The organism is Streptomyces sp. TRM68416 (assembly GCF_014596915.1).
Lineage (GTDB): Bacteria > Actinomycetota > Actinomycetes > Streptomycetales > Streptomycetaceae > Streptomyces.
This window is the reverse complement of sequence record NZ_JACVWU010000005.1, coordinates 312,755-332,908: the sequence shown is the minus strand read 5'-3', so window position 1 is coordinate 332,908 and position 20,154 is coordinate 312,755. Positions and strand designations below refer to the sequence as shown.

Annotated in this window: 19 protein-coding genes and 1 pseudogene; 13 read left to right on the top strand and 7 right to left on the bottom strand. The window is 71.0% G+C overall.

The features are described from left to right. The first annotated feature begins 91 nt into the window (after positions 1-91). Positions 92-2,821 carry an N-acetylmuramoyl-L-alanine amidase gene (locus ICC28_RS11265; protein ID WP_223188651.1) on the top strand — a complete coding sequence of 910 codons (2,730 nt, stop codon included), beginning with the start codon at positions 92-94 and terminating at the stop codon, positions 2,819-2,821. Positions 2,822-3,107: 286 nt separating this feature from the next. Here ICC28_RS11265 and ICC28_RS11260 read toward each other — a convergent pair whose 3' ends face one another. Next, complete coding sequence (locus ICC28_RS11260) at positions 3,108-3,854, bottom strand: hypothetical protein (protein WP_188288327.1); 747 nt, start codon at positions 3,852-3,854, stop codon at positions 3,108-3,110. 176 nt (positions 3,855-4,030) lie between these two features. Further along, on the bottom strand, positions 4,031-4,429 hold the full coding sequence (locus tag ICC28_RS11255) for a hypothetical protein (protein ID WP_188288326.1): 399 nt from the start codon (positions 4,427-4,429) through the stop codon (positions 4,031-4,033). 160 nt (positions 4,430-4,589) lie between these two features. Here ICC28_RS11255 and ICC28_RS11250 point away from each other — a divergent pair, with 160 nt between their 5' ends. Further along, a complete protein-coding gene (locus tag ICC28_RS11250) occupies positions 4,590-5,078 on the top strand; it encodes a DUF1877 family protein (protein ID WP_317453995.1) in 489 nt (162 codons plus the stop codon). A 54-nt stretch (positions 5,079-5,132) separates the two neighbouring features. Here the strand turns inward: ICC28_RS11250 and ICC28_RS11245 are convergent, their stop codons facing one another. From ICC28_RS11245 to ICC28_RS11230, 4 genes are all read right to left on the bottom strand, one after another. Further along, a complete protein-coding gene (locus ICC28_RS11245; protein WP_188288324.1) occupies positions 5,133-5,693 on the bottom strand; it encodes a hypothetical protein in 561 nt (186 codons plus the stop codon). Positions 5,694-5,769: 76 nt separating this feature from the next. Beyond that, on the bottom strand, positions 5,770-6,273 hold the full coding sequence (locus ICC28_RS11240; protein WP_188288323.1) for a hypothetical protein: 504 nt from the start codon (positions 6,271-6,273) through the stop codon (positions 5,770-5,772). 88 nt (positions 6,274-6,361) lie between these two features. Continuing rightward, on the bottom strand, positions 6,362-7,054 hold the full coding sequence (locus tag ICC28_RS11235; protein WP_188288322.1) for a DUF4328 domain-containing protein: 693 nt from the start codon (positions 7,052-7,054) through the stop codon (positions 6,362-6,364). A gap of 116 nt (positions 7,055-7,170) precedes the next feature. Next, entirely contained in the window at positions 7,171-8,790 is a 1,620-nt protein-coding gene (locus tag ICC28_RS11230; protein ID WP_188288321.1) for a family 20 glycosylhydrolase, read from the bottom strand. 172 nt (positions 8,791-8,962) lie between these two features. Between ICC28_RS11230 and ICC28_RS11225 the strand changes: the two genes are divergently transcribed. The 11 genes and pseudogenes from ICC28_RS11225 (at position 8,963) to ICC28_RS11180 (ending at position 17,723) form a co-directional block, all read left to right on the top strand. After that, positions 8,963-9,481, top strand: a complete 519-nt coding sequence (locus ICC28_RS11225) for a 2-oxo-4-hydroxy-4-carboxy-5-ureidoimidazoline decarboxylase (RefSeq protein WP_188288320.1) — start codon at positions 8,963-8,965, stop codon at positions 9,479-9,481. A 253-nt stretch (positions 9,482-9,734) separates the two neighbouring features. Beyond that, complete coding sequence (gene sdhC, locus ICC28_RS11220; RefSeq protein ID WP_188288319.1) at positions 9,735-10,115, top strand: succinate dehydrogenase, cytochrome b556 subunit; 381 nt, start codon at positions 9,735-9,737, stop codon at positions 10,113-10,115. A 5-nt stretch (positions 10,116-10,120) separates the two neighbouring features. Continuing rightward, entirely contained in the window at positions 10,121-10,603 is a 483-nt protein-coding gene (locus ICC28_RS11215) for a succinate dehydrogenase hydrophobic membrane anchor subunit (protein WP_188288318.1), read from the top strand. A gap of 19 nt (positions 10,604-10,622) precedes the next feature. Next, positions 10,623-12,377: a succinate dehydrogenase flavoprotein subunit gene (gene sdhA, locus ICC28_RS11210; RefSeq protein WP_188288317.1), complete on the top strand. Its 1,755-nt coding sequence runs from the start codon at positions 10,623-10,625 to the stop codon at positions 12,375-12,377. Continuing rightward, positions 12,377-13,138, top strand: coding sequence for a succinate dehydrogenase iron-sulfur subunit (locus tag ICC28_RS11205; protein WP_188288316.1), 762 nt, complete (start codon positions 12,377-12,379; stop codon positions 13,136-13,138). The genes sdhA and ICC28_RS11205 overlap by 1 nt, the downstream gene beginning before the upstream one ends. A gap of 338 nt (positions 13,139-13,476) precedes the next feature. After that, on the top strand, positions 13,477-14,598 hold the full coding sequence (locus ICC28_RS11200) for a M48 family metallopeptidase (protein WP_317453994.1): 1,122 nt from the start codon (positions 13,477-13,479) through the stop codon (positions 14,596-14,598). Positions 14,599-14,695: 97 nt separating this feature from the next. After that, positions 14,696-14,865, top strand: a pseudogene (locus tag ICC28_RS40455) (VOC family protein); the annotation flags it as partial. A 94-nt stretch (positions 14,866-14,959) separates the two neighbouring features. After that, positions 14,960-15,355 carry a hypothetical protein gene (locus tag ICC28_RS11195; protein WP_188288314.1) on the top strand — a complete coding sequence of 132 codons (396 nt, stop codon included), beginning with the start codon at positions 14,960-14,962 and terminating at the stop codon, positions 15,353-15,355. Then, positions 15,352-15,828 carry a thiol-disulfide oxidoreductase DCC family protein gene (locus ICC28_RS11190; RefSeq protein WP_188288313.1) on the top strand — a complete coding sequence of 159 codons (477 nt, stop codon included), beginning with the start codon at positions 15,352-15,354 and terminating at the stop codon, positions 15,826-15,828. Before ICC28_RS11195 ends, ICC28_RS11190 begins: the two co-directional genes overlap by 4 nt. 114 nt (positions 15,829-15,942) lie before the next feature. Further along, positions 15,943-16,938 (top strand): trypsin-like serine peptidase, encoded by a 996-nt coding sequence (locus ICC28_RS11185; RefSeq protein ID WP_188288312.1) that lies wholly within the window; start codon positions 15,943-15,945, stop codon positions 16,936-16,938. A 23-nt stretch (positions 16,939-16,961) separates the two neighbouring features. Then, complete coding sequence (locus ICC28_RS11180; RefSeq protein ID WP_188288311.1) at positions 16,962-17,723, top strand: TetR/AcrR family transcriptional regulator; 762 nt, start codon at positions 16,962-16,964, stop codon at positions 17,721-17,723. 16 nt (positions 17,724-17,739) lie between these two features. On the opposite strand, the gene ICC28_RS11175 is transcribed toward ICC28_RS11180, so the two are convergent. Beyond that, complete coding sequence (locus tag ICC28_RS11175; protein WP_188288427.1) at positions 17,740-20,115, bottom strand: MMPL family transporter; 2,376 nt, start codon at positions 20,113-20,115, stop codon at positions 17,740-17,742. Positions 20,116-20,154: the final 39 nt, after the last annotated feature.

Below are 20,154 nucleotides of genomic sequence, written 5' to 3'. Positions count from 1 at the left end.
AGGTGGTGCACCTGTGACGGGTGTGCCCCATGTGCATTGGTGACCGTGTCTTCTCCGGCCCTGGCCGGGCCGCTTATGAGGTGGATTCGTCTTGAGACGTCGTACGTCGCATGCGTACAGACCGCTGAGCCTGAAGAAGAGAGCGTGGCTGACGCTCGGTGCGGTGGTCGCGGGAGGCGGGGGCATAGTCACGTACGCCCTGGCCGACCCGTCCGCGGCCCCCGCAAGCCCGCCGGGCCTGGAGAAGCGCCCGACGCGGGTCTACGACCTCGCGCTGCGGCCCGAAGGCAGCCGGGTCCGGGAGCTGCCGCGCACGAGCACCGAGCAGTTCTCGTTGGTGGGCGTCTCCTGGACCGGGCCCCTGAAGAGGATCGACGGCACCGCGCAGGTCCGCACCCGCAGCAGCGAGAGCGGCGAGTGGAGCGGCTGGCAGGAGCTGGAGCTGGACGAGGACCCGCCGGAGGGCGTCGAGCCCGGCATGCGCGGCGCCTCCGCCCCGCTCTGGGTCGGCCCGTCCGACGGCGTCGAGGTCCAGGTGGTCCGCGAGGACGGCACGTCGAGTGCTGGGCTGCCGAAGGGACTTGAGGTCAACCTGGTCGACCCGGGTGTGACCGCGGCCGAGACCAAGGCCATCGACGAGGGCACCCAGATCGAGCCGGCCGCGTTCGCCGCCGAGGACACCGCGAGCCCCTCCGCCACGGAGTCGGCCGCGGACACCGGCACGGTGCCGGACACCTCCACGCCGACGACCACGCCCGAGACCACGCCGGAAAGCACGCCCGAGACCACGCCGGAGGCCTCCCAGACCGCCTCCGACTCGCCGTCGGCCTCCCCGAGCGTGTCCCCGTCGCCGACGGAGACCAAGCCCGTCGCTCCGCCGTCCACGGTCAACCAGCCGCCCATCACGCGCCGGGCGCAGTGGGGCGCGGACGAGTCGATGGTCGAGGACCCGGCCACCTACCTCGACAAGGTGCAGGCCGTCTTCGTGCACCACACGGCCGGCTCCAACAGCTACAGCTGCGCCCAGTCGGCCTCGCTGGTGCGCGGCGTCATGGCGTACCACGTCCAGGTCAACGAGTGGAACGACCTCGGCTACAACTTCCTGGTCGACAAGTGCGGCCAGATCTTCGAGGGCCGCGCGGGCGGCGTCGACCTGCCGGTGATGGGCGCCCACACCTACGGCTTCAACTCCTACTCCGTGGGCATCTCCGTCCTCGGCGACTTCCAGGGCGATCCGGACAAGGGCATCCCCCCGGGCCGGCCGACCCGCGCCACCCAGGAGTCGATCGCCCGGATCGCGGCCTGGAAGCTGGGCCAGTACGGCATCGACCCCACCAGCAAGGTCACACTGGAGGCCGGCGGCAACACCGGCGTGTGGAAGCAGGGCGAGCAGGCCACGCTCGACGTGATCTCCGGCCACAAGGACGGCTACGCCACCGAGTGCCCCGGCACGGCCATGTACAGCAAGCTCGGTGACATCCGCCGCTACGCCGCGGGCATGGGCGCGAACTCCGCGATCCCGACCGCCGATTTCAACCGGGACGGCGTCAACGACCTGGTCGTCGGCATGCCGCGGAAGAACCGCCTCGCGGTGGTGCCGGGCGGCACGGACGGCCCCGTCGGCGACCTGACGCGCTCGCTCACCCAGAGCAGCCCGGGCGTGCCCGGCGCCTCCGAGTCCGGTGACGGCTTCGGTTCGGCGACCGCCTGGGGAGACGTCAACGGCGACGGCTACGCCGACCTCGCGATCGGCTCGCCCGGCGAGGACGACACCCACGGCAACGCCGACCGCGGCTCGGTGACGGTGATGTACGGCCCGACGCTCACCAGCGGCTTCTCGTACACCACCGCCTCGGGTGTCAAGGCCGCCGGGGGGAAGCTCGGCCAGACCGTCGTCGTGGGCGACTTCGACGCCAACGGCAAGGCGGACGTGTTCGCGGCCGGCAAGGGCGACGGCGGCACCTGGGACGTCCGGCTGACCGGCGTCTCCGGCCACCAGACCGGCCGGATCACCGGCGCCACCGGTGCGGTCTCCTACCTGGACTCCGCGACCGGCGACTTCAACCGGGACGGCTACGCCGACGTCGCCCTCAACTACCGGGACTCGGGCGGCGTCGGCCGCGTCGCCTGGTTCAAGGGCACCGCGAGCGGTCTGGTCAAGGTGAGCGTGCTGTCCGTCAAGGGCGGCGCGTCCATCGCCGCGGGCGACGTCAACGGCAACGGCTACGACGACATCGTCATCGGCCAGCCCTACTCCTGGTCCAGCCCTTACCGGGGCGGCCAGGTCCGGGTGGTCCCGGGCACCTCGACCGGGTTCACCACCACCGGCATGAAGGTCGTCCACCAGGACACCGCCGGCGTCCCGGGCGGCGCCGAGTCCGGCGACGCCATGGGTCGGTCCGTCTCCGTCGGCGACTACGACGACGACGGGTACGCGGACGTCCTGACCGGTCTGCCGGGCGAGGACCTGACCCGCGGCGGCACCAGCCGGACCAACGCGGGCATGGCGCTGCTCCTGAAGGGCACCTCCTCGGGGCTGACCGGTTCCGGCGGCAAGGCGTTCCACCAGGACACCAGCGGCATCGGCAACGCCACCGAGTCGAACGACAAGCTCGGCTCCTCGGTGGTCCTGCAGGACCTGTCCGGCTGGGGCCGGGCCGACCTCGCCATCGGTGTGGAGGGCGAGAACGACTACGACGGCGCCGTCCTTCAGCTCGACAGCGGCAGCTCCGGAGTGAACACCAGCGGCTACGCGTATTACACGCGCAGCACCCTGGGCGTCTCGTCGGGCGCCCGCATCGGGCAGACGCTGACGCCGTAACCGGCGCCCGCGCCGAGGAACTCGGCCGGGATCCCGCCCACTGCGCGGGGTCCCGGCCGCTTCTCGTCCGTTGCGTTCCCGTCGGCCCGGTCGCCGCGCCCCGCCGCACCGCACCGCCCGGATCGCGACAGCGTCCCGTACGGCGACCTGCGCGCCGCCGGCCGCACGTGCACGAAGCCACGGCGAGGTGCCCGGCGGTGGCGCACCGCGGCCGGTCGGCTCACCGACCGCCCCCTCGGGCCCGTGCCGGGTACGGGCTCGCACCCGGCACGCCCCGTCCGGGCAGTCAGTCCCGCACTGCGGCGCGCAGCTTCTCGGCGGCCTCGGCCAGTGCCTGCTCGAAGGCCTTGAGGCCACGCCGGTCGATCCAGTTGTTCTGCACGTTGGTGATGTTGGCCCCGTCGCGGACCACGCCGAAGTCGATGTCCACGACCATGTCGTCGCCGTACGCCACCTGGAACACGAAGCCGATGGTCTCGTCGCCGGCCTCGTCCACCTCCAGGGGCTTGGTGGTGACCTTGGCCTTCCCGCCGCCGTAGCGGGAGTCGAACGCGTCGCACGCGTCGACGGCCTCGCCCAGGGCGGCCATCGCCCGCTCCGCCCGGTCGGCCGAGTAGGCGCTGACGTCCTGGCTGAGCAGGCTGTCGCCCTTGAGGAAGACCGCCTGGGCGTTCGCCCGGTGGCCGGCGTCGATCCGGCCCGTGTTGAAGAGCTCCACCAGCGGTCGGCAGGTCGCGTCGGCCGGCTTGGGGAGCAGGTCCTCGGGGTCGGCGTACTCGGAGCCGTCGATCACCAGCTCGGCGTCCCGCTTCCAGCCCTTCGGGAGATCGCTGTCGGCCAGCAGCACCTTCTCCGCCGCACGGTCGGTCAGCGGCTCGGCGGTCGGCTCGGGGGCCGACGGGGAGGCGGCCGGAGTCCTGGCGGACGTACCGGCGTCCTTCTCGTCCGCGGCGCCGCCCCCGCAGGCGGTGACCAGGGCGAGAGCGGACGCGGCGAAAGCGGCCGCGGCGGCGCGGCGTATGTGAGGGTGCACGTGCTTCTCCAGTGAGCAGAGCGGAAAACGCACCGTAGGACACACGGACCGGCCCGAGGGTTGTACGGAACGGAACACTTGATTCCGCACACGTCCGCGCACGCGGCAGCTTCGCGCTCCGAAGCCGTTTCGCGCTCCGAGGCCGTTTCGCGCTCCGAGGTTCCGGATCCGCAGTTCTAGAACCGCGCCGCGCCGCGCAGGGCGTCGCGGCACAGCAGCCGCAGCGAACCGTCCGCGGTGAAGCAGCGGCGGGCCTCCTCGATCGGGTCCCACAGCCGTCCGTCGGGGGTGCGCAACCAGTGGTCGCCGCCCGACGCCCACCACTCGGCACCGCTCTGACGGACGATCACCTCGCCGGCGTACGCCCCGAGCCCGCGCAGCACGCTCTCCACGGCGTCGTACGGCGGGTTCTCGCGACGCAGGTCGTCGATCATCCGGTCCACCCGCCACAGGCTCTGCGCCGAGTAGTCGAGGCGCAGCCGCGCCCCCTCGCGCATCGTCGCCACCGCGTCCGCCGCCCACCGCGCGGGCTTCGCCGCAGCCGAGGGCCTGGTCTGCTGCTCTGCTGTCGTCACACCGACAAGAGCGTGGCGGGGGTGCGTTTCGTCACCCGGATCCGGGGGGTTTCCCAGGACCGGCGCAGGATCGCCCCACCGCCCCCACGACGGTCACAGGAACCCCTCGGGGACGGGTGTGACGCCTGGCCGCTCCCATGCGCTCCAGTCACTGATGAGCATGTACTTCCACCTCCGCGCGGTGCCGCCCCCGGCGCTGCGCAACAGCGCGACGTGGTTCCAGCGGCTGTTCGCGGACGACTGGGACACCGTGCGGGAGCGGATCGGCCGGCACCGGGAGGAGGTGCTCGACAAGGGGTACCTCCGCCACGAGCTCCTCTACGCCGGCGCCCCGCCGCACCGCACGCCGGACCGGCCGAACACCCATGTGGTGCTGGGCGGCCGCCCGGTCGCCCCGGCCGACCCGTCCCTGCCGCCGTTCCTGGTGCTCACCGCCGCGCAGACGCACCGCGTGGCCGAGTACCTGGAGGAGGCGGACTTCGGGGACCTGTGGCGGCAGGCGCGGGGGGAGCTGATGCGTCCGTACGACGTGCCCGACGCGGAGCGGACCCTGCGGGGCGCGTTCGCCTCGGCCCACCGGGACCTGACCGCCTTCTACCGGCAGACCGCGCACTACGGCGACGCGGTGGTCAAGTGGCTGCTGGCATGAGGCGCGACCCGGCTCGGCCGCGCCCGGAGGCCGCCGGTCCGGAGCCGGGCCGGCTCAGCCGCGTCCGCGGGCCCTGCGCGAGACCACCGCGCGCAGTACCCGCCGTCCCTCGGTGGACACCTCCAGCGCGGGGCGCAGTCCGCCCGCGCCGTGCCCGGCGAGGAGTTCCAGGACGGTGACCTGGCGGCGCAGTTCGGCGGCGACGAGCGGCGACATGCCGTCCGTACGGCCCTCGCGGCGGGCGTCGACCGAGGAGGCGTCGTCGTCGACGGGGTCGAGCATGCGGTGGATGCGCAGCGAGGCGACGGAGCAGGCGTCGGCCCACACCCGGATCTCGGCGGCGCCCCGGTCGGCGGGGGTGGCGGCGAGCATCCGGCGGGCGAGGGTGACGGCCTCGTCCTCGGCGGCGTCGGCCGCGCCGTCCAGCTTGCCGCGCACCTGTTCCAGCCGGTCCGCCCAGTCACCGGGGCCGGCTCCGGGGGCGAGGCTCGCCCACAGGGGGCGCAGCAGTTCGTCGTCGCCGCCGAGCAGCGGAACGCACCGATCCAAACAAGCCAACCCGCTGGCGGCCAGTCCGCGTTCGTCGGCCTGAGCGATCAGCTCCACCAGACTCATCCACGCCTCCATCGCCTGCGGGTCCTCCCTAACGGAGCCCGCACTTCCCCTTACTGCGTGCAACGGCCCGGGAGTGTCACAGGGGCACCACACCGAGCCGGTCGAGCAGTCGGAAGAAGAGGTTTTCGGCCACGGGGTCGGGGTCGGCGGTGAGCACCTCGAGCAGCGGTTCGGGAGCGACCTCGTGCCCGGCCTCGGCGGCCCAGGCGACGGCCCGTTCGGCGGCGTCGCGCGGCTCCAGGAAGTAGTCCTCCAGGGTGAGGCCCTCCTGGCCCGCGCTCAGGTACCCGGCCATCGCGGCCCGCGCCAGGCAGGTCGTCCACGCGCCGCTCTCCGGGCCCGCCGCCTCCACGACCACGCAGTCGCTGTCCATGACGTATCCGAACAGTGCGGGTGACCCGGTCCGGTCCGCGAGGGCGTTCATGCTGCCGACCTCGCCCTCGCTGCTCGGGTACTCCCAGACCTGCCATCCGCCCGGCGCTTCCCGGCGCAGCGTCATGTCCCGGTCGCCCGCCGACACCCCCAGCTCCGTGAGCGGCCGCTCCGCGCGGCCCACGACGAAATACCCCCAGTAGCCCATCTCCGGTCCCCCCGGCTGTTCGGTTCCCCTCGGCCCGAATACACCACAGCCGTACAGCCGTTCGCAGCCGGATCGGACAATCCGCCCGTCAGACGGGCAGCGGGGCGGGCCCGGCCATGGCCTTCTCGTGCTGCATACGGGTCACGCGCAGCACTACGGCGACGGCGAGCGCGGCGGCCACGATGTCGACGGCGTCCGAGAACACCATCCACCGCACGGCGTCGTGCATCTCCTGGGCCGTCTCCGCGTCACGGTCCCGACGTGCCGCGAACCGGCCGACGAGGAACGAGCAGAGCCACACCGCCCACCAGGCGTTGACCAGCCCGTGCGACCGCGGAGAGCCCACCGGCGCGCTGGCGTCCCAGATGTCCGCGGTGATCCGGCGCGGGAACCAGAGGTTCACGACGGGCACGAACCAGCCGCCGATCGCCCAGCCCCGCCCCTTGCGGTGCCCGTAGGGGTCGAACACCTCGGCGTTGACCCGTGCCCGGTGGAACCAGCACAGGAAGAGGACGACGGTCGGGACCACCGCGACGACCTGGGCGATTCCGGCCGCGGCGTAGAGCCGGTCCGCGCGGTCGATCCGCTCGTCGGTCACCGCGCCGAAGCCGCTGTCCGCGAGATCGCCCGTCACGCCGAGTGTGACGAGGTCCGCCCAGACGGCGAACAGGTCGGTGGCGATGACCAGTCCGAGCCCGCCGACGGCGGCCCACCCGAGCCCGACCGGCGACCGCAGCCAGGCGGCCGGCGCGATGGGGCGGGCGTGCGGATTTTCGATCATGGTGAGGCCGTCCCCCCGAGTCGTGACATGGAACGCCGTCCACGGCTCTCCCCGGAACCCCACGCACGGCTACCGGAAGATACGGTTCACCGCCTCCGTACGTCCACTGCCTTCCCTCAGCCCAGCCGGTCCGCCAGGGCCTGGAACTCCGTCCAGGTCAGCGGGGGCTGGCGCGCGCTCCACAGTTTCTGGACGGTTGCGCGCAGGGGCATGCGGATGCCGGCCGCGACCTGGGCCTGGGTCTGGGCGTCCGGGATGTCGCACCAGACGGCGAAGGAGCCGCCGAGGATCTGGTCGTCGTAGCGGGCGTCGACCGGCTCGCGGCCGCGCAGCACGCGGGGGGTCCACTGCTCGTAGATGCGCTGGCCGGTCGGGTAGACGAAGGTCTGCGGCTGCCCGAGGACGTAGTAGAGGAACTCGTCGTTGTAGTTGATCAGTTCGCGGCCCGCGTTCAGGTACTCCACGGGCTGCCGCGCCCCGATCTCCTTGCCCGTCCAGTAGGCCACCTGGAGGTCCTCGGCCGGCCGGACGGAGGTGTCGCGGAAGAAGCCGTCGTTCCAGGCGCGCAGGGTCCTGCCGTGGGCGCGGACCGTGTCGGCCCGGTCGTTGAGCCAGCCGGTGGCGAGGTCGGCGACGGTCCCGCCGGCGCCGTAGGCCTCCTGGGCGGCCGCGGCGAGCCGGGGGTAGGACCGCTCGGGGTCGGCGGCCATCAGGGCCCGGTACTCGTCGCCGCCGAGGTGCCACTGGTCGCCGGGGAAGAGACCGGCGTACTCGTTCAGCAGATCGTCGACGAGGTCGGCGGCGGCGCCCCGGGAGATGTCGATCGCGCCCCGCGCCGCCGCCCCGCCCGCGTCGCGCAGCTGGAGTTCGGGGTGGGCCGAGATCACCGCGCCCAGATGCCCCGGTGAGTCGATCTCGGGCACGACGGTGATGTGCCGGGCCGCGGCCAGCTTGACGATCCTCCTGACCTGGTCCTTCGTCAGGTGCGGATCGGTGACGACTTCCGGGTGCGAGGCGGACTCGATACGGAACGCCTGGTCGTCGGAGAAGTGCAGCCCCAGCTGGTTGAACTTCAGGTCGCCCAGCTCCCGGACCCGGTCCTCGATCCAGTCGGCGGTGAAGTGCTTGCGCGCGATGTCCAGCATGAACCCGCGCACCGGCTCGGCGGGCCCGTCCTTCACGACCCCCTCCGGCGCCGTCCCCCCGTCGTGCACCGCCTGCTTGAGGGTGCGGGTCCCGTAGAACACCCCGGCCTCGTCCGGCCCGCTGACGTTCACCCGGCCACCGCGCACGGTCATGGTGTACGACTCCGGGTCCGCGCCCTCGTCGTCGTTGAGCGACAGCCGCAGGTCCCCCGCCCGCACGTCGTCCCGCTCACCCGCGTAGCGCAGCCCCAGCTCCCGGGCGACCAGCCGCCCCTCGTCGGCCAGCTCCGCGTCCCCGACGACCACCCGCGCCCCCGGCCCCGGCCGCCAGCCGGGCCCGCGCGCCGGGGTGTGGGACCGGACGGCCGGAATGGTCCGGGGCGCGGCCGACAGCGCGTACGTACGAGAGGGACTCGGCGTGGGCGCGGAGGCCTCGGGGGAGGACGGCGACGAGCCCTCGGCGGCCGGCTCGCCCGCTCCGCCGGAGACCCACAGTCCGAGGCCCACCCCGAACGCGGCGACCACGGCGCCCACCAGAAGGGCCCACAGCCCGACCTTCCTGTCCGGCGCCCGGTGCTTGTGCTGGCTCACGCCGCCAACCTATGGCCGGTGCGGCCGGAAGACGTCCACCACACGTTCCGAAACTCTCCCGTTCGGCTGAAATTCGGGCATCGGTCGGACACCTCACGCCCACTCTCGATAACGTGGCGCCACACCTCTCACAGCATCCTCTGCTCTCACAGCATCCTCTGCCGAAACGCACGTGACGCCCACACACCTTCCTGGCCGAGTCGCCATACCCCAGCAGACGCGCGGCACCTCCCTGGAGCGCTTCAACACCGCCCCCGCCGCCGACGTCCAGCACACCCTTCTCACCTGCCTCCACAGCCTGCGCTGGTCCCACCGCGTCACCGCCCACCGCCCCTACCCGACCCTGGACGCCCTACTCGCCGCCTCGGACGAGGCGGCCTACGACCTCACCCCGGGAGATCTGGCGGAGGCGTTGGCGGGCGAAACCCTGCCGGTGCTGCCGGAGGACACCTACTCGGCAGCCCATATGGCCCTGGACGCGGCAAACGCCGCATACGAGGCGAAATTCGGGCACGTATTCATCATTTGCCTGGATGACCTACCGCCGGCCGAGGCCCTGGATCACGCCTTGGCAGGCATCCGGTCACGATTGGCAAACGACCCGGAAGAGGAACGGGTGGTGGCAGCGGAAGAACTCCGGCACCTGGCAAGAGGGCGCTTGTCAAGGCTCTTCAGGGGCACGGGGCCGTAATCGACCTGCGGCTGCCGCCGCGCGGGCGCGACCAGCCCCGACGCACCCGCACACGGCACATAACCGCACCTACCACCCCAGTAGCCGCCTGGCGCTCACCCATCCGCGTGCCACTTTGATCACACCAACAGGCCCGGCGTAAGCCCGGCGCCAGCGCATCGCTACGATGCTGGGGGCCGGTGGACCGTACCCGGCCGGGCCCGTCCGACACCGAAGCCGGCAGGCCCCAATCCCCGCTCCCGGAGGGACTTCCGTGCCGGCTGGAACGCTGTACCGCGGCCGGGAAGGAATGTGGTCCTGGGTGGCTCACCGAGTCACCGGCGTCCTCATTTTCTTCTTCCTGTTCGTTCACGTGCTGGACACCGCACTCGTTCGCGTCTCCCCCGAGGCCTACGACGAGGTCGTGGCCACCTACAAGACGCCGATCGTCGCGCTGCTGGAGTACGGCCTCGTCGCCGCCATCCTCTTCCACGCGCTCAACGGCCTGCGTGTCATCGCCGTCGACTTCTGGTCCAAGGGCGCGCGCTACCAGAAGCAGATGCTCTGGTCCGTCGTCGGTCTGTGGCTCGTGCTGATGATCGGGGCGATCTACCCCGTCCTCGGTCACGCCGCTCGTGAACTCTTCGGGAGCTGACGCCCATGTCCACCACTGAGAAGACCGCGACCGGCATCGGCCCCGTCGAGGGCGAGTCCCTCTACACCGTCGACAACCCGGCCCCGCTCATCGAGGCCCCGCGCAAGCGCACCAAGAAGACGCCCCGGTCCACCCGGGGCAACTTCGAGATGGCCGCGTGGCTGTTCATGCGCCTGTCGGGCATCGTCCTGGTCGTCCTGGTCATCGGCCACCTGCTCATCCAGCTGGTGCTGGACGGCGGCGTCTCCAAGATCGGCTTCGCCTTCGTGGCGGGCCGCTGGGCGTCCCCGTTCTGGCAGGTCTGGGACCTGCTGATGCTGTGGCTGGCGATGCTGCACGGCGCCAACGGCCTGCGTACGGTCATCAACGACTACGCGGAGCGCGCGAACACCCGGCTGTGGCTGAAGAGCCTGCTCTACACCGCCACGGTGTTCACCATCCTGCTGGGCACGCTGGTGATCTTCACCTTCGACCCGAACATCCGCTAGGCACGGGGCTGCGAGAATCATGAAGATCCACAAGTACGACACCGTCATCGTCGGCGCCGGTGGCGCGGGCATGCGCGCGGCCATCGAGTCCACCAAGCGCAGCCGCACCGCCGTGCTGACCAAGCTCTACCCCACCCGCTCCCACACGGGCGCCGCGCAGGGCGGCATGGCCGCCGCGCTGGCCAACGTGGAGGAGGACAACTGGGAGTGGCACACCTTCGACACGGTCAAGGGCGGTGACTACCTGGTCGACCAGGACGCCGCCGAGATCCTGGCGAAGGAGGCCATCGACTCGGTCCTCGACCTGGAGAAGATGGGCCTGCCGTTCAACCGCACGCCGAACGGCACGATCGACCAGCGCCGCTTCGGCGGTCACTCCCGCAACCACGGTGAGGCCCCGGTCCGCCGGTCCTGCTACGCCGCGGACCGCACCGGCCACATGATCCTCCAGACGCTGTACCAGAACTGCGTCAAGGAGGGTGTGGAGTTCTTCAACGAGTTCTACGTCCTCGACCAGCTGATCACCGAAGAGGACGGCATCAAGAAGTCCGCCGGTGTGGTCGCCTACGAGCTGGCCACCGGCGAGATCCACGTCTTCCAGGCGAAGGCCGTGATCTACGCGTCCGGCGGCTGCGGCAAGTTCTTCAAGGTGACGTCGAACGCGCACACGCTGACCGGTGACGGCCAGGCGGCCGTGTACCGCCGGGGTCTGCCGCTGGAGGACATGGAGTTCTTCCAGTTCCACCCGACCGGCATCTGGCGCATGGGCATCCTGCTGACGGAGGGCGCCCGCGGTGAGGGCGGCATCCTGCGCAACAAGGACGGCGAGCGCTTCATGGAGAAGTACGCGCCGGTCATGAAGGACCTCGCCTCCCGTGACGTCGTCTCGCGCTCCATCTACACGGAGATCCGCGAGGGCCGTGGCTGCGGTCCCGAGGGCGACCACGTCTACCTCGACCTCACGCACCTCCCGCCGGAGCAGCTCGACGCCAAGCTCCCGGACATCACCGAGTTCGCCCGTACGTACCTCGGCATCGAGCCGTACACGGACCCGATCCCGATCCAGCCCACCGCGCACTACGCGATGGGCGGCATCCCGACCAACGTCGAGGGTGAGGTCCTGGCGGACAACACCACGGTCGTGCCGGGTCTGTACGCGGCCGGCGAGGTCGCCTGCGTCTCTGTGCACGGCGCGAACCGTCTGGGCACCAACTCGCTGCTGGACATCAACGTGTTCGGCAAGCGGGCGGGCATCGCCGCGGCCGAGTACTCCCAGAAGGCCGACTTCGTCGAGCTGCCCGAGAACCCGGCGCAGCTCGTGATCGACCAGGTGGAGCGGCTGCGTTCGTCCACGGGCACCGAGCGGGTGGCGACTCTCCGCAAGGAGCTGCAGGAGACCATGGACGCCAACGTCATGGTGTTCCGCACGGAGCAGACGATCAAGACGGCGGTCGAGAAGATCGCCGAGCTGCGCGAGCGCTACAAGAACGTGGCGATCCAGGACAAGGGCAAGCGGTTCAACACGGACCTGCTGGAGGCCATCGAGCTGGGCAACCTGCTCGACCTGGCCGAGGTCATGGCGGTCTCCGCCCTCGCCCGCAAGGAGTCCCGCGGCGGTCACTACCGCGAGGACTACCCGAACCGCGACGACGTCAACTTCATGCGCCACACCATGGCGTACCGCGAGGTGGGCGACGACGGCACCGAGACCGTGCGCCTGGACTACAAGCCGGTCGTCCAGACCCGCTACCAGCCGATGGAGCGTAAGTACTGATGGCAACCCCCGTTATGGACAAGGCCGAGGCTCAGTCCGCGGCCTCCCCGTACATCACGGTCACCTTCCGGGTCCGCCGCTTCAACCCGGAGGTCTCGGCGGAGGCGACCTGGGAAGACTTCCAGCTGGAGATCGACCCCAAGGAGCGCGTCCTCGACGGCCTCCACAAGATCAAGTGGGACCTGGACGGCACGCTCACCTTCCGCCGCTCCTGCGCGCACGGCATCTGCGGTTCGGACGCGATGCGGATCAACGGCAAGAACCGCCTCGCGTGCAAGACGCTGATCAAGGACATCAACCCCGAGAAGCCGATCACGGTCGAGCCCATCAAGGGCCTGACGGTGCTGAAGGACCTCGTGGTCGACATGGAGCCGTTCTTCCAGGCGTACCGCGACGTGATGCCCTTCCTCATCACGAAGGACACCAACGAGCCGACGCGCGAGCGGCTGCAGACGGCCGAGGACCGCGAGCGCTTCGACGACACCACGAAGTGCATCCTCTGCGCCGCCTGCACCTCCTCCTGCCCGGTCTTCTGGAACGACGGCCAGTACTTCGGCCCGGCGGCCATCGTCAACGCGCACCGGTTCATCTTCGACTCGCGTGACGAGGCCGGCGAGCAGCGCCTGGAGATCCTCAACGACCGTGACGGTGTGTGGCGTTGCCGCACGACCTTCAACTGCACGGACGCCTGCCCGCGCGGCATCGAGGTCACGAAGGCGATCGCCGAGGTGAAGAAGGCGCTGATCACGCGCCGCTTCTGAGCTTCCTCGCCTTGCCTTCGGGGCCCTGTTTCCGGCACTTCGGGAACGGGGCCCTTCGGTGTCTTCCCAGCACTCGGAGAACACGGCTTTACTCACCGGTTCCTCTGTGGTCCACTGCACCGATCATGCACAGGGCGGCCTCTGGGGAGAGGCCGCGGCAGGGGGGAGGGCACGTCGATGCGTGCTGTGGAGGAGACACTTCAGCCGTGCCCGGAGTGCGGGGCCGGGATACGTGCGGACGCCGGTTCACGGTGTGGTGCACGGCCTGCGACTGGAACGTCGATCCGCAGGATGATCCGCAGAAGAGCCGACGCGGACTGGACAGGGTGCGCCGGAAGGTGGCTCAACGGTACGGCGAGCAGCTCTTCGCCGAGCTCGGCGCCGCGGCCGGGTCGCGGCGGAACGGGCGTACCGCCGCCGGGTTCGTGGCCTACGCGATCGCACTCGCGGTGCACGGGGTGACCGTGGCCCTGGCGGCGGCCGGGCTCTGGCTCCTGGTGGCCGGCTGGGGTGGTTTCCGTATGGTGCCCGGCCTGTTCCTGCTGGTGCTGGCCTGGTCGCTACGGCCCCGCCCGAACCGCCTGCCCAAGGACGCCCGGGTCCTGCTGCGGGCGGACGCGCCCGAGCTGTACGCACTCATCGACGAGATCGCCGCCACCATGGGCACTCGCGGCGTGGATGTCGTCGTCGTCGACGACGACGCCAACGCGAGCGTGACGCAGCTGGGGTTCCGCCGCCGGCTGCTGACGGTGGGGCTGCCGCTGTGGGAGGTCCTGACGCCGCAGCAGCGGGTCGCCCTCCTGGGCCACGAGCTCGGCCACTTCACGCACGGGGACACCCGGCACGGCATGGTCGTGGGAAGTGCCTACTACTCCCTGACCACCTGGCACTACTACCTCTCCGGCATCGAGCAGCCGAACATCCTCGAGTTCCTCGTCAACATGGTGTATCTCGTGCCGCGCGGGCTGATCACCGGGGTCGTGATACTGCTCGACCTGCTCACCGCGCAGGCCTCCCAGCGCGGCGAGTACCTGGCCGACGCGGCGGCGGCCCGTGCCGGCTCCACGGAGGCCGCGGCCGGGCTGATGGACCGTCTGCTGGCGGCCGACTCGATCATGACCACGCTGAACCGCGAGGCCAACCGCCGCCGGATGCACGGGCCGAGCCGGACCTCCGCGCCCGCCACCGAGGGTCTGTGGGAGGCGCTCACCGCCCACATGGAGTCCATCCCGGCGTCGGAGCACGAACGCCTGCGCCGTGTCGGCGCACTCCGCGGCCACAGTGTCGACGCGAGCCACCCGCCGACCCATCTGCGCCTCCGGCTCCTGCTGGAGAGTGCGCCGGAGCCCGCCTCGGTGACGCTGGACGCCGCGCGGTCCGACCGTGTCGCCGGTGAACTGTCCGACGTACGCGCGGCCCTGGCGCGGGACATCGTCAGAGACGGGTTCGTAAACGTGTGACGGCCTGGTCCGCGGCGCCCCGAGCGGTCACAGCCGGCTCGGGGTCGTCCGGTCGGTGATCTTCGTGTCGGCGGCCAGGAGCATCGCCTTGCGGAGGATGCCGGACGCGCGCGGGGCGGCGCGGGCCCTGCGAGGCACGGGCGTCGAGCCGCTCGTCGAACCGTTCCCGGGGTCACGGGATGGACGGTGGAGATCGCCGACCCATGGGGCAACGTGATCGGGTTCACCGACCGCTCCAAGCGGCCGGAGCTCGGGCGGCGGCCGTGACACAGGTCTCCGCACCCTTGAGTTGAACACGTTCAAAAGCAGGTCTAGAGTCTCTCCTGTCAGCGTTTTGAACGCGTTCAACAAGGGGGGCGGCATGGACCGCACGGTCATCGCCTATGTCATCTACCTGGTCGTCAGCATGGCCCTGACGATCTGGGTCGCCCGCACGCTCAGCCGCAACGGGCGCATCTTCCTCTCCGACGTCCTGCGCGGAAACGAGCAGCTCGCCGAAGCCGTCAACCACCTTCTGGTGGTCGGTTTCTACCTCGTCAACCTCGGCTTCGTCGCCCTGTATCTGAGCGACGACGAGACGATCACCGACACACGCGGCATCTTCGAGGCCCTGTCCACCAAGCTCGGCGTGGTGCTGCTGGTGCTCGGCGTGATGCACCTGGGCAACGTGTACGTCCTCAACAGGATCCGGCGGCGCGGGGTGATGGAGCGCGAGCAGTTCCCCCCGGTCGCTCCGCAGGAGTGGGCCCAGGCATGAGGGACACGACCACCGCGTACCGGGACGCCAGGCGCGTCCCGGTACGCCGGCTCACCGTCCTGTACGACGCCGGCTGCCCCCTGTGCACCTTCCTGCGCGACTGGCTGGTACGGCAGCCGCAGTTGGTGCCGCTGGACCTGGTCCCGGCCGGCTCGGACGAGGCCGTACGACGCTTCCCCGGACTCGATCACGGCTCGACCCTCGACGAGATCACCGTCGTAGGGGACTCCGGGCAGGTCTACCGGTCCCACGCCGCCTGGATCGTCGTGCTGTGGGCCCTGCGCAGGTGTCGGCGTCTCGCGCACCGGCTCACCACACCGACCGGCATCCGGCTCGCCAAGGGCGCGGTGCTGGCCGCGGCCAAGTGGCGCGGCACACAGTGGGGCGGGCGGGTGTACCGGCAGCAGGACGGCTGGACGTACGAGCCGAGCCTGGGCTGGATGCACCTCCCGCCACGCTGCGACGCCGACTGACGACCACTCGGTTTTCGGCCAACGTCTTGGCATGCACCCTTCCAAAATTTCGCTCAGGCGGGGACCCTGCTCCACGGTTCGATCCACTCCGCACCCCTCACAGAAGGAGTACGCGTGAGAGGCACATCCCGCATACCCCGTTCCCTCCTCGGTGCCCTGGTCGGCGTCACCGCGCTGCTCACCACCGGCACCCTGGCCGCACCCGCCGGCGCCGCACCGGCGCCGGCGCCCGACCCGGGGGCCAGATCGGTCACCGCCGCCGCCCAGGAACGGGCCCGTGACTTCTGGACACCGCAGCGGATGCGCGACGCCGCCCCGCTGGACCTGCTCGACGGTCAGGGCGCGCGCGGCTCGACGCCGGCCAAGGGCGCGAAGGCCACCGTCGCCCCCACCGCCCCGGCCGCCGCCACCGACGTGGGCATCCAGGCGTTCCCGAACGGCGGCAGTCAGTGGACCGGCGGCGGCGCGGTCGTCTCCACCGCGGGGCGCGTGTTCTTCACCTACCAGGGCCGTACGGCGTCCTGTTCCGGCAACGCCGTCACCAGCGCCAACAAGAGCACGGTGATCACGGCGGGCCACTGCGTGAAGATGGACGGCGCCTGGCACACCAACTGGGTCTTCGTCCCCGGCTACCACGACGGCCAGGCGCCCCACGGCCGCTGGACCGCGTCCAAGACCCTCGCCACGCCCCAGTGGACGGCGAGCGAGGACATCAACTACGACGTCGGCGCCGCGGTCGTCGCCCCGCTGGGCGGACGGCTGCTCACGGACGTCGTCGGCGGGCAGGGGCTGGCCTTCAACACCGGCTACAACCTGCGCATGTACTCCTTCGGCTTCCCGGCCGCCGCCCCCTACGACGGCGAGAAGTTCATCTACTGCTCCGGCAACACCAACCGGGACTTCCTGCTCTCCGACGACCACGGCATGACCTGCAACATGACCGGCGGCTCCAGCGGCGGCCCGTGGTTCACCCAGTTCAACGAGTCCACCGGCACCGGGCTGCTGTCCTCGGTGAACAGCTTCAAGTACAACTTCTTCCCCAACCGGATGTACGGCCCGTACTTCGGCGCCGACGCGCAGAACCTCTACCAGGCGGCGCAGTCGTCCTGAACCGCACTGGTTAGTCTCGCTCCGTGCCCTCGAAGAACGACAGCCCCGAGCCCAGCAAGTCCGAGCAGACCCGCGCGCTGATCCTGGAGACGGCGATGCGGCTGTTCCAGGAGCGCGGCTACGACAGGACCACCATGCGGGCCATCGCCCAGGAGGCCGGGGTCTCCGTCGGCAACGCCTACTACTACTTCGAGGGCAAGGAGCACCTGATCCAGGGCTTCTACGACCGGATCGCCGCCGAGCACAAGGCGGCGGTCCGGGAGGTCCTGGCCCGCGAGACCGACCTGGAGGCCCGGCTGGCGGGCGTGCTGAAGGCCTGGCTGGACATCGCCACGCCGTACCACGAGTTCGCGGTGCAGTTCTTCAAGACGGCCGCCGACCCGGACAGTCCGCTCAGCCCGTTCTCTCCGGAGTCGGAGCACGCGCGCGTGGAGGCGATCGAGGTCCACCGGGAGGTGCTGGCGGGGGCCACGAAGACCAAGGTCCCCGAGGATCTGCGCGATGTGCTCCCGGAGTTGATGTGGCTCTCCCAGATGGGCCTGGTGCTCTACTGGATCTTCGACCGGACGCCGGACCGCGCGCGCAGCTACAAGCTCGCCGCGCGCGGCGCCCGCCTCACCGCGCGCGGGGTGGCCCTCGCCCGCTTCCGGGTCCTGCGCCCGCTGGTGCGCGAGGTGCACGAGCTGTTCACGGACTTCCTCCCGGGCATGACGAAGGAACCCGGTACGGCGCACGAGAAGGCCGGTACGGCGAAAGAGGCGCCCGCCGAGGACGGGCGCCCCTGAGCGGTGGGTCAGGCGGTCAGTTGACCGCGTCCACCTCGCCCTCGGCGAGCTCGACGTCGTGGACCACCGGCTCGCCGTCCACCAGCACGTGCCGCGCCTTCGACCCGTGCGCCGCGGCCGTCGTCGCCAGCAGATACGTGCCCGGGGACGGTACCGAGACGATGTAGGAGCCGTCGGCCAGGGAGGTCACCCGGTCCAGTTGGCGTCCGCCCTTGGACAGCAGCGTGACGGCCGCGCCCTGCACCGGCTCGCCGTCCGCCGCGCGGATGTAGCCGTGGATGACCGACTTGGTGCCCTCCGCGGCCGGTTCCGCTTCCTCGTGCGGCTCCACCGCCAGATGCGGCAGCCGCTTCTCCAGGCCGTCCGGCAGCCACCAGTTGGCCTTGCCGAGCAGATGCATCGCGGCCGGCACCAGCGCCGTACGCAGTACGAACGCGTCCAGCGCCACCGCCGCCGCGAGACCGACGCCCGCCATCGCGCCCTCCATGTCACCGCTGAGGACGAACGCGGAGAACACACAGATCATGATCAGCGCCGCGCAGTTGATGACCCGGCTGGTCTCCGCCAGGCCCACGCGGACCGCACGCGCGTTGTCCTTGGTGTGCACCCACTCCTCGTGCATCCGGCTGACCAGGAACACCTGGTAGTCCATCGACAGGCCGAAGAGCAGGGAGAGCATGATGACCGGCAGGAAGGAGGTGATCGGCCCCTCCTTGCCGATGCCGATCAGCTCCGTGCCCCAGCCCCACTGGAAGATCGCCACCAGGACACCGAAGGACGCCGCCGCCGCGATGAGGTTCATCAGCGCGGCCGTGAGCGGCACCACCAGCGAGCGGAACGCCACCAGCAGGAGCAGGAAGCCCAGCGCGATGATCGTCGCGATGAAGTACGGCAGCCGGTCGCCGGTCACCTCCGCGAAGTCCTTGAACACCGCGGTCACCCCGCCCACATGGGCGTCGACGTCCGCGGCCGGGATCACCTCGTCGCGCAGCACGTCGATCAGCCGGTCGGTCTCCTCGGACTGCGGTGAGGTGGTCGGCACCACCTGGATCACCGACACGCCGTTCGCGGGCGGCGCGGCGGCGACCTGGGCCACCCCCTCGGTCGCTTCGATGCCGCGCACGAGCGCGTCGGGGGCGGTGCCGTCCACGACCACCTGGAGCGGGCCGTTGAAGCCGGGGCCGAAGCCCTCGGCCAGCAGGTCGTAGGCCTGCCGGGTGGTCGTGGAGTCCTGGTGGTTGCCCTGGTCGGTGGCGCCGAGCCGGAGCGAGAGCACGGGCAGCGCGAGCACCGCCATGACGACCAGGGCGCCCGCCGCGATCGACCGCGGCCGCTTCTGCACGTACGTCGACCAGCGCGCCGCGAGCCCGCTCGCCTCGTCCGGCTCCGGTCCCGTCGCGGCCAGCCGGCGCCGCTGCCGGCGGCTGAGCACCCGCACGCCGAGCAGGCCCAGCAGGGCGGGCAGCAGGGTGACGGCGGCGAGCACGCTGAGCACCACCGTCAGCGAGGTGGCGATGACCACGCCATCCAGGAAGCGCATGTTCATCACCAGCATGCCGGCGAGCGCGATGCAGACCGTGCCACCCGCGAACAGCACCGCGCGACCGGAGGTGTTGAGCGCCGTCACCGCCGCGTCCTCCGGCTCCGCCCCGCGCAGGATGCCGCGCCGGTGCCGGGTGACGATGAACAGCGCGTAGTCGATGCCGACCCCGAGGCCGATCAACGAGCCGAGCAACGGGGCCACTTCGGGCACGTCCGTGACATGGCTGAGCAGCATCGTGGAGAGCATGCCGGTGCCCACGCCCGCGATCGCCACGACGATCGGCAGCAGCATCGCGAAGAGCGAGCCGAAGGCGAGGAAGAGGACGATCGCCGCGGCGAGGATGCCGACCGCCTCGGCCGTGCCGGCCGGCGGCTCCTGCGTGCGGGCGATGGCCTGGCCGCCCAACTCCACCTGCAGACCGCTCTGTTCGGCGGCCTGCGCGGTGTCGACGACGTCCTCGATCAGCCCCTTCTCGATGGCGTTGGCCTGTTCCTTGAAGGTGATCTCGGCGTACGCGATCCGCCCGTTCTCGCTCACCCGCGGCTCGGTGACCTCACCGACCCCGTCCATCCGGCCGATCTCCGCCAGGGCCGGTTCGATGCGGGACTGTACGGCCGCGTCCCGCACGCTCCCCTCGTCCACCTTCCACACCACCGTGTCGGTGTCACCGGCGCGCTCCGGGAAGGCCCGTTCCATCAGGTCGTACGCGCGCTTGGAGTCCGTGTCCGGCAGCGAGAACACGTTCGCGTAGTCCGTGCCGGCGGCCGAACCGCCGAAGCCCAGACCGAACAACGCCCCCACCCACAGCAACAGGACCACCAGCCGGTGCCGATAGCACCACCGTGCCAATGTCGCCACGCTCAACGCTCCTTCATCGGTCGTCGGTCG